We start from the raw sequence: 11,297 nt of genomic DNA, 5'->3' as shown, positions 1-11,297 counted from the left end.
CAAAAATTGAAAAATATTGTTTGAGGTATCCCTTTCAACCGAGCCAGTTCCTCACGCTGAGTCGCTCGCATGGAACGTGAAGGCACCTCTCTTTCTCACATCGAAATCCAGCCCCATCATATTGACGTACTCCTGATGTGCAGCCACCGGATCGACATCCTGGAAGAGCTCCGGATAGAACCACTTGGCAAGTGCCAGCAGAGCAGATGGATAGTTCGGCGTAACAGCGTAGTCATTTGTTATTATATAGACCCTGCCATCCCGTACCGCCTTAACCCTGTCGAAACCAGGAAGGTTCCTGATCTCCTGATCATAGCTCTGAAGCAGGCTCGAGTTCTCATTCTCATAGGGTCTTATCCCCTTTCCCATGGCTCTTCCGACTATGACATCTGGATTCTGGGAGAGCACCCACTCAGTCTGGATCTCGCCGTATTCTATAGGTGTGTCCAGGTAGAGCGGAAGATGGCCAGCTGCTATGTTCACACCTCCCGCCATCTCAACGAGCTTGTTTGCAGCATGACCGCTGCCTATGGCGGTTCTTGAAGTCAGAGGATTCTTTCCTTCTGGTGTGCTTTCGAGATACACGCGCACCCTCTTATCCTCAGGGACGGTTTTCACCCTCTCCTCAACCAGGGAAACGATGCCATCATGCCATTTCAGGTACTTCTCCGCGCGGTCTCTTGCGCCAAATATGTACCCCATCATGGTTATCTTCTCCCGCATCGCATTGGGTCCAATGCCGCTGCACTCGCAGTCCAGACGCAGAACCTTTACTTCTGGAGGAAGCTTCGCGTCAAGTGCATCCTCAGCAGGATAGAATGTGTATGCCAGCACAACCTGCGGATCGGTCTTGAGTATAGCCTCGATGTTGGGTTCGGCACCACTCCCAATGCTTGTAACCCTGCTCAGTCTTGGAAAGCGGTTTTTCTGCTCCGCAAAGGTATCCCTGACACCCACAACCCTGTCATCGACACCCAGGAGCTGAAGCACCTCTGCACACTGATGATTGTAGATCACCAGCCTCTCCAGCGGCTGAGGTAGTGTTACCACCTTCCCATCAGAATCGATCACAGTTATCTCGGTCGCGGTTCCATTAATGATACGCTCCACGTGGGAGATGTCGGATGCATCCACCACGCCGTTGTGATCAGCATCGCAGAGCTCGGTGGCATTTTTCTCACCCTTAACGACCATGCTGAGGAATTCCAGATCATCTCCGTCGATCCGGTCATCCATGTTAGCGTTTCCGAATATGTGCAGCACAAAATCCGCCGCTGAAGCCTGGGCGATTATGCAGCACGACATTACGATCAGCGCGATGATCGATTTTGCAGTTCCCATGCTCTTCCTCCTTTATAGTCGTGTGGATGGCTGTTGGATTATGGACACCGCAGCCATCTGGTTATAGAATATCGATAATTTTGTTATTTAATGTTACTCTTTAGCATAAATTACATCAAAATCGATGTATATATACACATTTCTCTGAATAAATAAATAATTTTAATAAACAACACCGAAATATTCATATATCTTTAATAAAAGAAGTTACTTAATATGAAAAATCTTGGAGAGGTGTAAAATTTGCTTATCAGATTGATGCAAGTAGTCTCTTTATTTTTGACTGCATCGATTTTAATGGCACTGGGAATAGGAGCATATGCATCGAGCTCTGATGAGGTCATAACTATAGTAGATTCCGCTGGAAGGGAGGTAACAGTCCCATATCCTGTGAAGTCTGTGGTGGTTCTTTGGAGCAACCCAGCTAAAGAGATGCGAGCACTGGGGGCGGTGGACAGAATTGTAGGCATGGATCAGTCAACCAAAGATGAGGTGGATAAGGGAACACTTCCAGAGCTGGCAAACGTGCCTGTGGTGGGAACTCAAGAGGAGCCGAACTATGAGAAGATAGCCGAGTTGAAACCCGATGTTGTCATATGCCTGTCAGCCGGGTATCCACCAGAGCCCGATGAGGTGCAAAAGAAGCTGGAACCATTTGGGATAAAGGTTGTGGGGCTGGATTTCTACAGGACCGAGGTCTGGTTCGATGAGATAAGAACGCTTGGCAGGATGCTTGGAAAGGAAGCCGAAGCCGAGGAATACATGTCATTCTTCAGGAGCTATTATGACCTGATCAACCGGACACTTGCCACGATACCGGACTCAGATCGCAAGACCGTTTATTTCGAGGGCGCCAAAAAATATCTCACCTATGGTGGAGCAGGCTACGGCAGCGGAATACCCAATATGATCCGCGCTGCAGGCGGCAAGGACCTGTACCCTGAGAGATCAGAGCTGGCCTTTGAGGTTGATCCTGAGGACGTTGCCAGAAGGAATCCTGACGTGATATTCAAGGGTACCACTTTAGGATGGAACGCAGAGAGTGAGGAGCAGTTCAAGGCCATTCGAGATGAGATCATGAGCCGGCCTGAGCTTGCGAACACAAAGGCAGTTAAGAACGGCGAGGTCTATGTCATAAGCTTCGACGTAACCGGCGGGGCCGGTAAGAAGTTTGGACCTGTCTTCCTGGCCAAGGTGCTATATCCGGATAAGTTCAAGGATCTGGATCCGATAGAGTTCTACAGAGAGTATCTGAAGAGGTTCCAGGGGTTGGAGTACAGAGGCATATACCTCTATCCCAACCCCTGATTTTTAGAGATAATTATACAGCTGTTCCCACACCCGTTAATGTGCTCCTGGTGCGATCAGCTGCGACTCTATGAACCGTCTTGGGAGCTGATAGACCTTATGCATCTTCCAAATAGAATTACGAGCACGTCTTTAAAGATAACAGAGAAGGCTGACAGTAAGGATGCTAGGCAAGCCTATTCGGAGTTTATCGCACGGAAGATTATGTTTCTGATTGTGAGCCTTGCCATTATGCTGTTTCTGGCTGTTTTATCGGCCTCCCTTGGGGGTGCCACAGAAAGCTGGAGCGAGGTTTTTCGTGCGATACTATCGAGGTACTTCCCATTTGTAGAAAGCGATCCCTTCGTGAAATCGATAATCTGGCATCTCAGGCTTCCCCGTATCTTTATGGGTATAGTGGCAGGGGCGGGGCTGGGGGTAGCAGGGGCGGTGATGCAGGGTGTAACAAGAAATCCTCTTGTCAGTCCGTTCACTGTGGGGATATCATCTGCCGCGGCCTTCGGTGCCTCGATGGCAATAATATTCGGGGTAGGTTATGCGGGTATCGGAACGTACATTATAATCCTGAGCGCCTTCATATCAGCTATCGGCTGTGGTTTCCTGGTATTTTTTATAAGCCGCTTGAAGAGATCGTCCCCCGAGACTATGGTCCTTGCGGGTATAGCGCTAACGTACTTCTTTGGATCGTTGACGGCGATACTACAGTTCTTTGCGAATGAGCAGCAGCTCAATGCCATGGTCAACTGGACCTTTGGAACTCTCTCCGGAGCCGACTGGCACAAACTGACAGTGGTCACTGTAGTGTTTCTCCTGTCGATGCCAGTTTTTATCCGTCTCTCATGGGACCTGAATATAATGTTCGCTGGAGGCGATGAGGCTGCTAAAAGCCTCGGGATAAATGTGGCTCGAGTGAGAAATGTGTCGCTTCTGCTATCGTCCTTCATCACGGCTGCGATAGTCTGCTTCACAGGGATAATCGGTTTTGTGGGGTTGGTTGCACCACACGTTGCCAGGATGGTACTGGGAAGCGACCACAGGTTTCTCCTTCCCGCCTCATGCGTTGTCGGCTCTATCCTTGTGATCGGGGCTGACATCGTTGGAAGAGTGATCCTGGCGCCAATAATCATACCTATAGGGATCGTCATCTCATTCATAGGGGTACCCATGTTCCTCTATCTGATAATGACCAGAGATACAGGATGGGATTAGTCGTGTCCGGAGAAAAGGTGATGGGTGAAAAACCGGTTATCTTTTACAGCAGCTCCTTACGGCTTGCTGGAGTCCTCAGGTATCCAGTTGGGATTAAAGATCCTTTACCTGCAGTCCTTCTGATTCATGGATCCCTCGAGCAGGACAGGGACGGAAATCTCTTAAACAGGCCTGCCGGAAGGCCACCACCCAAAAAGAATTTCTTTCTGGAGATTTCAAAAAGATTGGCCTCTGAAGGATTTGCAACATTCTCATGGGACAGAAGAGGTATTGGAGAGAGCGAAGCTCCTCTCTATGAGGGAGGGTACCTTCAGGATGCCGAAGATGCAATTGCTGCCTATCGGGCGCTATCTTCTCTTGATCTCATAGATCCCGAAAGAATCGCCGTTCTAGGTCAAAGCGCTGGAGTCTACACAGCATGTCTTCTGGCTAAAAAGGAGAGGAGTGCTAGAGCCTACATTCTACAGGGAGGTCTTTACAGGGACTATGCAGAGATGATGATCTTCAACTACCGAAGAGTGGCAGAATATGCCGCGCAGAGCCCGGAAAACCTCCAATGGGTGGAGGAGAACGACCCAGTGGGCCTGGTTATAGGACTGAACCTCCAGATGCTTATAGAAAGAGCGATGATGGGTGAGGCCGAACACTGCTTCAGCTACAAGGGAAAAACGTGGAGGATCCGGCACGACCCGATCTGCTATTTACCCGAACACTCACCGAAAAACCAGTTCAAGTACATACAAAAGCCGGTGCTTGTAATTCACGGTGCGTGCGATCTAAACGTTCCGGTTGAGGATGCATTCATGATCGAGCGGGATTTGAAAGAGCATGGTAATGATAATGTGGAGCTAATCATAATACCAGATGCAGATCACAGCTTCCAGCAGATCGCAGAGTCATATGATCAGAGGCTCAGAGAGAGAATGTCTCTTGAAAGCTTTCGGCGACCCTATCGAGAGGAGTACTTTATGGCAGTTACATCGTTTCTTAAAAGGCGGCTTTAAGGCTGCTCAAAGGACTTAATGCGCTACGTGATTTGAAAAGTGCAAGTGATACAAATTTAATGCAGAGCACTCGATAGTATTGCAACCGTGGCAGGGGCCGGAGGAGTAAATCCTCCTGTCCATATACGCCGCGGAAAACTTAATCTCCCCGGCGATCGCTATATCCAGACAAGGGCGGACCGTACTCAGCTGGCAATGCACTATACCCTACTGAGGATAGCTCCGCCCCCTTCACTTCGCGATCGGAGTGATACCGCTGGAAGGGAAAAGATACTGACGATCTGCGAAGGATTCTCACATGGAAAAACAGAAGCATTAGGATGTAATGATATCAAAAATATCTTATTTCTCACGTAATGTGTGATAAACATATTCGCTCTTTTCCGGCTGGGCTCATGTGGTCGAATAGTCTGGGAGCGGACTCCGATAACCCCAACCAGAGGCAGTTGCCTCCGCATCTTTCTGCTGCTGATAAGCTGAATCACAGAGAAGAACCACACAAAAACATGGTAAAACCCGGACAGATCAAGAAAATTTGGCCCAAAATGTCCCAAATAAACAATCAGAGCCACTTGATGAGCTGAAGATATACGTAAGTGGAAACCTCATCCGTCAGCTATTTGGCGGAGATCAATCATCTGGGAGGCGAATGTCGCCCAGAGTGAGGATGCCAAAGCAGCCCCCTGAGGTGAGGCGCAGGAACTTCTCAGAGGTGGCTCTCGGATACAGCAGAGAGGATGCTCTTCGGGAGGCTGACAGATGTCTCGGTTGCAAGAAGCCGGGATGTGTCGAGGGCTGCCCTGTAGGCGTCGAGATCCCGCAGTTCATAGATGCGCTCAGGAGGGGCGATGCTGATGAGGCGCTCAGGATAATCAAGCGCCGGAACAGCCTGCCAGGAATATGCGGCAGGGTCTGTCCTCAGGAGGAGCAGTGCGAGAGCAGGTGTGTTCTCTCCAGAAAGGACGAGCCTGTCGCGATAGGGAGGCTCGAGAGGTACGCAGCAGACTTCGGTCATGATAGCAGGGTTGTCGTTGAGGATACAAAAGGAAAGAGCGTCGCGATCGTCGGCTCCGGCCCTGCGGGGCTCACATGCGCAGCGGATCTCGCACTGATGGGTTATGAGGTAACAATATTCGAGGCGCTGCACGAGGCCGGAGGGGTTCTCACCTATGGTATACCGGAGTTCAGGCTGCCCAAGAGCATCGTTAAGAGAGAGGTCGACTACGTCAGGTCTCTTGGAGTCAGGATCGAGCTCGACTCTGTCGTGGGGAGAACTGTAAAGGTCCAGGATCTTCTCAGAAGATATGATGCCATCTTCCTGGGCATAGGCGCTGGAGCCCCTCGATTCCTCAACGTCCCGGGCGAGAACCTCGGTGGGATATACTCTGCGAATGAGTACCTCACAAGAATCAACCTGATGAAGGCATACAGGTTTCCCGATTTCGATACCCCGATAAAGAGGGGCAGGAAGGTTGCGGTCGTCGGGGGAGGCAACGTCGCGATGGACGCCGCCAGATCAGCCCTCCGGCTCGGGGCAGAGGAGGTGCATATCGTCTATCGGAGATCTGAGGCCGAGATGCCCGCGAGGCTGGAGGAGATCGAGAACGCGAGGGAGGAGGGTGTGATCTTCGATTTCCTCACAAATCCAATAGGGTTCAGCGGCGATGGGATGGTCAGAGCGATGGAGTGCATCCGGATGGAGCTCGGGGAGCCGGATGCCAGCGGAAGGCGAAGGCCCGTTGAGAAGAAGGGCTCCGAGTTCAGCATGGAGATCGACACAGCGATCATAGCGATCGGCACAGTTCCGAACCCTCTCGTGCTCAGAACCGTTCCCGGTTTGAGGACAACAAGGTGGGGCACTGTGGATGTGGATGAGAGGGGAAGAACATCGATCGAGCGGGTGTGGGCCGGTGGAGATATCGCGACTGGAAGCGCGACCGTGATAAGCGCGATGGGCGCGGGAAAGAGGGCAGCAGCAGACATCGACTCATGGCTCAGGAACGGCGGAGACTGGTGTCCCTAGCTCCAGGATCCTTCCCTCGAGGACATCCTTCTCTGTGATGTTCACGAATGCAACATCTCCCCAGCCATCGGTGGCTGGTGAGATCTCCACAATCTGGTAGGGTCCGGATGCTTTTATGCCATACGCGCCCTCAGTCGAGTACGGAACCCTGATCTCGTAGCTCCCGTTGCGCGGGACGGCGTAGTTCACGTACTGGAAGGGCCTGCCCAGGTTCGAGCTGAGGTTCAGGACCGCTACAACAATCCTGTCATCCTTCGCGCTCCCCCTGATGACAGCGCCAGGCACGTATTCGAAGATCTTGATCATGGATGCTTGCTTTCCGCCATACGGTCCGGCAAAGCTCCTCGACTCGTGGATGAGACGGAAGTGCTCCATGTAGCTGCAGTCATCGAGATGCAAGCCTGCGAGCACGGTCCTGTTGAGCCGCTCCAGATTGTGCACGGTCACCATCCCGTCTTTTGTGTAGATCATCTGATATGTAGACGGATCCTCGCCGAGCCAGCTGCATATCGCCTGGAGCTTCCCATAGATCATGGTGAGATCCGTGATCACGTATCTGGCACGCCTCTCGTTCAGAATCCTCACAGCGGCTTCCTCGTTCTCTGATAAAAAGAACCTCGACCCCTCCACGACCCCTGTCTGGAAGTTGTTCGCAACAACCGGACGCTTTCCGAGGTAGACAATCCAGTTTCCGTAATCCCACCAGCACATCACACCATACTCAGGGACCTGGAACGGCTCCTCGAAGTAGCTTGTCTGAGGTGTGCTGTTCCTCAACCATTCCAGCGACTCGACCCAGTCCTGGGTGATCGCTGGCTCAGAGCTTACGATACCGGGGAGATCTGTGAGGGGAGTGATTATCATGATGGCGAGAGCCACTCCAGCAATGAACCTGTGGGAGGGATAGGATCTCATCCAGACTGTAGCTCTGAGAAGCAGAAGAGCCATCAGTATCGGGCCCACTGTTGATGAGACGTAGATGAACCTCTTCTGTCCGATTGTGAGCACGAGCGCCAGAGCCGCCCAGATCAGAAGGAGCAGCCTAGCATCTCTCTTGAGACCGCCCGCCTTTGTCTCGTACAGGAGGATAACGGCTCCCAGGATGTAAAGCAGAAGCCAGAGCGTCAGCGGCGTGAAGGGGTCTGTATTAACAAAGAGCGGCTCTGCCTCTGCTATCTTTCCTGTCATCCCCCCTCCGACGAGATAGACCATGGCGCTCTGAAGCCTGCTGTAGTTGACGAAGATGATTATCATGGCAAGTGCGATCAGGGACGCTGGCAGAACTATCCACGGCAGATCCTTCCTGAGGGCCAGCTGCTCTGTGATAGCAGTGACAAGAACAATTGCGGTGATGATAATGATGGCAATAAAGGATATGTACAGCCAGCTGCTGAAGCCGGATGGAAAAACGAGAGCAGATGCGACTCCAAGGCTCAAGAGCAGCGGCCTGTAATCGAACGCGCTGCCATCCTGCAAACTCAGAATGGCTCGGAGAACTGCAAATGAAGGTATTATGAGAAGGTAAATCGGCGCACCTGCCCATGTGTAGGCGAGAGCTGCCACTGCGATACCCGCACAGATGCTCCAGATGTACCCCCCTCTGAGCGTATACAGGAGGAGAAGCACTATCGTAGAGAAGAGAAGGACCTCAAGGCTGTGATGGTCCGGCGAGCCGAATGATGTTCTGATGACGCTGTATGGGCATACCGCCAGGAGAAATGCAGAGATCAAGGCGGTTCTTTCATCAGAAACCTCTCTCGCGATGGCGTAAACAACCACCACAAGAATGCCGCCCAGGATCGGGGATATCACCGCTGCGAGCGTCTCCACAGATCCGTCACCGATCACAGGCGGTACTGTATGCGCAAGGGCCGCAACGACGATATCGAAGAGAGGAGGCCATGTTATCTCAAGGCCGTGGGGGTAGTTTATGTATGAATCGAACCATAGCGTGTGCGGAAAGTGATGGAATGTGTAAAGGATTCTTCTGAGATGGTAGTACTCATCATAGCCGTCGAAGATTATATCGCCCCTGTAAAGTGCAGGAGCAAGCCGTATTGCCAGGCTGAGCACAACAGCTATCGCAAGGAGCGCAGCATCTCTTCGGTTCATGGGACCTCCCGGGCGCATGGTTAGTGAAACTCTCTCCGAAAGGAGCGGTTGATGCGTATCGTCCAGATGGTTATTAACTCTTGCTGTATATTACCAGGATGTTGATAATCTTTTAGGTTAGGTCTTTCTGAATGCTGTGCAGAGATACTCATGCAGAACGGCAGCCTGGCAAGAATCGCAAAAAGTATTATAAGTATGTATGATACTAATCAGAGATACGGGAAGGAGCAATTATACGCGAGGTGATGGTATGCGAATACTTCCAGCACTCCTTGTGGCTCTGCTTCTCATCAGTGGAGCAGTCTCTCAGAACGTTTCGGAGAACGTGAGCGCTGCGAACGAGAGCGTCTCAGTGGCTCAAAATGCGCAACTGGCACTGATACTGGACATCACCGCGCCCCCTGAGGGAGACGGGCGGGAGTATGTGATCAACTACACAACAGAGATCCTGAACATACTGGATCCGAGGGAGATAAACTTCACAGTGCTCACCACAGGGGATCTTGCGGCTGACAACGAGTACACGCTGTTCATAACAAGAGTGGGTGCCAGGGCAAACCACGAGATGGCGATGAACGGCCCGGGTGGCGGAAATCTATCGATGGGAGATATCAGAAAGGCCAAGAGAGAGGTTGAGAACTGCTACATATGCGGAACCGAGAAGAAGAGTGTAACGGGATACAGACCGTCGGAGAAGATAAACGAGAGCGATTTCGCGATCTTTGAGGGCCTTGGAATCAGATACATAATAGATGATGGTATGTACTTCAGCACCAACGCATCAAGGCCCTACATCTTGGACAACACGACCCTGTACGTGGTTCCAGTGACGGCGATCACATCAGATTCGGAGACCATCGTGCTCAGCGACAGACGCGCGGTCGGTATGAACATGAGCGGAGATGAGTGGTACTCGCTTCTCTCCAGAGGCATGGACGATGCGATGAGCAGAGGTGAGCCGGTGGTCGTGCTCATAACAAGCTACATCTCGGGATCTGGAGATTACCTGGGTGCGCTTGAGATGTTTGTCAATGATGCATCTGAGAGGGGAATGAGTTTCGTCAAGGTGAGCGATCTCCTGGAGCAGTCGAAACCCGCCCCGACCCTCATGGCTGCTGCACTGCTCTGATAGCAAGATGTATAAGTACACGCACAGATCTCACATGGTGTGAGATCCTCTTCAATATTTTGATTTGATGTGCTGTGTTGGATAACCTCCCAGGATAACGTCTATAGATATCGATTCCGATCTATTCTCCATGCATTCCTGAAATCGTCTTCTGCATGCGGATTTTCATGAGTTATTCCAACACAGCATTTGATGGAAAAGAGAGCACTCGCCTGATTATCAGTTACAGATGAGGAGCGTGGAAAATGCTGGGCGATGGGCCCGTTCGCTGAACGGTCACTCGCATCGATGTTCAGGGGCATGCAAATGCACAGAGGGCATCTGCACTTTTGTCTCAACTATTTGATCACACAAAAGAGAGTGGAGCTGATATCGGAGCCGGAGAGTCCTCACTCCTCTTCCTCAGACATCATGCTCTTCATGCCGTCTGCAAGCTCGCTGATTATCGGCTCCATCGTCTCCCTGATGTCTGGCCTGTACTTCATGAGCATGTCTGTCATCAGCGGTATCCCTATGAACTTCAGTGCTGTATTGAGCTCAGTCATCTCGTCCGCGATCTCCGCAAGCAGAGATGCGATCTCCTCCAGCCTCTCCTTTATGCTCTCCAGGCCCTCATCCTTTGATTGCTTTGCCATATATTCACCTTAGCCGTAGCCTCTGGGGGTATAGTATATGTATCTGACGAATGTCTATGGCCGTTTATTACATCTCATGGATGGGAGAGGGGCAGGAGCAACGGCTGCATCGATCCGGAGTCCTGAGGGCAGGCCAACACAGGATATGAAACGCTGCATGCGACATTAGAGGCGTGCCAAAAGGATGAAAGCGTTTGAGATGCGGGTTGGTTTCGTCCAAACAACCCGACAAGGAAGGTCAACCCTCCATGTCGTGCTTTCATGGTAAATTTGCTGGAACAATACCAGAGCAGCCACCACTTAAGATATCAGCGCAGAGAATTTCACAGAGTGACCTCCTCTCTGGGGAGGAGAGTTTGCGCCCTGTTGCTCTCTATCATGTCATCCTGGAGAAGCACTCCTTGCAGACGATCTTGCCGTTCACAACCCTGCCCCTGATCTCCATGAAGCTCTCGCCGCACTCCTGGCATTTTATAGACGGGTATATCCTCGCTCTCGGCGGCTCTGGGATAGCCACCTCTCTGACAGAAAGTATA

At 51.5% G+C, this 11,297-nt stretch carries 9 protein-coding genes; 5 read left to right on the top strand and 4 right to left on the bottom strand.

Translation table 11 applies throughout. From position 1 onward, the window contains the following. Positions 1-51: 51 nt before the first annotated feature. Entirely contained in the window at positions 52-1,341 is a 1,290-nt protein-coding gene (locus QFX31_RS08455; RefSeq protein ID WP_348531666.1) for an ABC transporter substrate-binding protein, read from the bottom strand. 297 nt (positions 1,342-1,638) lie between these two features. Here QFX31_RS08455 and QFX31_RS08450 point away from each other — a divergent pair, with 297 nt between their 5' ends. The 4 genes from QFX31_RS08450 (at position 1,639) to gltA (ending at position 6,885) form a co-directional block, all read left to right on the top strand. Continuing rightward, a complete protein-coding gene (locus QFX31_RS08450) occupies positions 1,639-2,649 on the top strand; it encodes an ABC transporter substrate-binding protein (protein ID WP_348531665.1) in 1,011 nt (336 codons plus the stop codon). Positions 2,650-2,748: 99 nt separating this feature from the next. Continuing rightward, on the top strand, positions 2,749-3,858 hold the full coding sequence (locus QFX31_RS08445) for an iron ABC transporter permease (RefSeq protein WP_348531664.1): 1,110 nt from the start codon (positions 2,749-2,751) through the stop codon (positions 3,856-3,858). Continuing rightward, complete coding sequence (locus QFX31_RS08440) at positions 3,849-4,862, top strand: alpha/beta fold hydrolase (protein ID WP_348531663.1); 1,014 nt, start codon at positions 3,849-3,851, stop codon at positions 4,860-4,862. The genes QFX31_RS08445 and QFX31_RS08440 overlap by 10 nt, the downstream gene beginning before the upstream one ends. Positions 4,863-5,511: 649 nt before the next feature. Next, on the top strand, positions 5,512-6,885 hold the full coding sequence (gltA, locus tag QFX31_RS08435) for an NADPH-dependent glutamate synthase (RefSeq protein WP_348531662.1): 1,374 nt from the start codon (positions 5,512-5,514) through the stop codon (positions 6,883-6,885). Here gltA and QFX31_RS08430 read toward each other — a convergent pair. Continuing rightward, positions 6,850-8,997 (bottom strand): STT3 domain-containing protein, encoded by a 2,148-nt coding sequence (locus QFX31_RS08430; protein ID WP_348531661.1) that lies wholly within the window; start codon positions 8,995-8,997, stop codon positions 6,850-6,852. The genes gltA and QFX31_RS08430 overlap by 36 nt on opposite strands. 250 nt (positions 8,998-9,247) lie before the next feature. Between QFX31_RS08430 and QFX31_RS08425 the strand changes: the two genes are divergently transcribed. Further along, positions 9,248-10,126: a hypothetical protein gene (locus tag QFX31_RS08425; protein ID WP_348531660.1), complete on the top strand. Its 879-nt coding sequence runs from the start codon at positions 9,248-9,250 to the stop codon at positions 10,124-10,126. A gap of 389 nt (positions 10,127-10,515) precedes the next feature. Here the strand turns inward: QFX31_RS08425 and QFX31_RS08420 are convergent, their stop codons facing one another. Together QFX31_RS08420 and QFX31_RS08415 are read right to left on the bottom strand one after the other, a co-directional pair. Next, on the bottom strand, positions 10,516-10,761 hold the full coding sequence (locus QFX31_RS08420; protein ID WP_348531659.1) for a hypothetical protein: 246 nt from the start codon (positions 10,759-10,761) through the stop codon (positions 10,516-10,518). A gap of 376 nt (positions 10,762-11,137) precedes the next feature. Then, the coding region (locus QFX31_RS08415) for a TraR/DksA C4-type zinc finger protein (protein ID WP_348531667.1) at positions 11,138-11,297 on the bottom strand (160 nt) is incomplete at its 5' end.

The sequence above is a fragment of the Methanothrix sp. genome (genome assembly GCF_030055635.1).
GTDB lineage: Archaea > Halobacteriota > Methanosarcinia > Methanotrichales > Methanotrichaceae > Methanothrix_B.
Note: the sequence above shows the minus strand (reverse complement) of the source record. Positions and strands in the feature narration are given on the sequence as shown.

Bases quoted from the DNA above. Each gene is read 5' to 3' on its own strand.
- QFX31_RS08455 (WP_348531666.1), bottom strand. From the start codon at position 1,341: ATGGGAACTGCAAAATCGATCATCGCGCTGATCGTAATGTCGTGCTGC.
- QFX31_RS08450 (WP_348531665.1), top strand. From the start codon at position 1,639: ATGGCACTGGGAATAGGAGCATATGCATCGAGCTCTGATGAGGTCATA.
- QFX31_RS08445 (WP_348531664.1), top strand. From the start codon at position 2,749: ATGCATCTTCCAAATAGAATTACGAGCACGTCTTTAAAGATAACAGAG.
- QFX31_RS08440 (WP_348531663.1), top strand. From the start codon at position 3,849: ATGGGATTAGTCGTGTCCGGAGAAAAGGTGATGGGTGAAAAACCGGTT.
- gltA (WP_348531662.1), top strand. From the start codon at position 5,512: ATGTCGCCCAGAGTGAGGATGCCAAAGCAGCCCCCTGAGGTGAGGCGC.
- QFX31_RS08430 (WP_348531661.1), bottom strand. From the start codon at position 8,997: ATGAACCGAAGAGATGCTGCGCTCCTTGCGATAGCTGTTGTGCTCAGC.
- QFX31_RS08425 (WP_348531660.1), top strand. From the start codon at position 9,248: ATGCGAATACTTCCAGCACTCCTTGTGGCTCTGCTTCTCATCAGTGGA.
- QFX31_RS08420 (WP_348531659.1), bottom strand. From the start codon at position 10,761: ATGGCAAAGCAATCAAAGGATGAGGGCCTGGAGAGCATAAAGGAGAGG.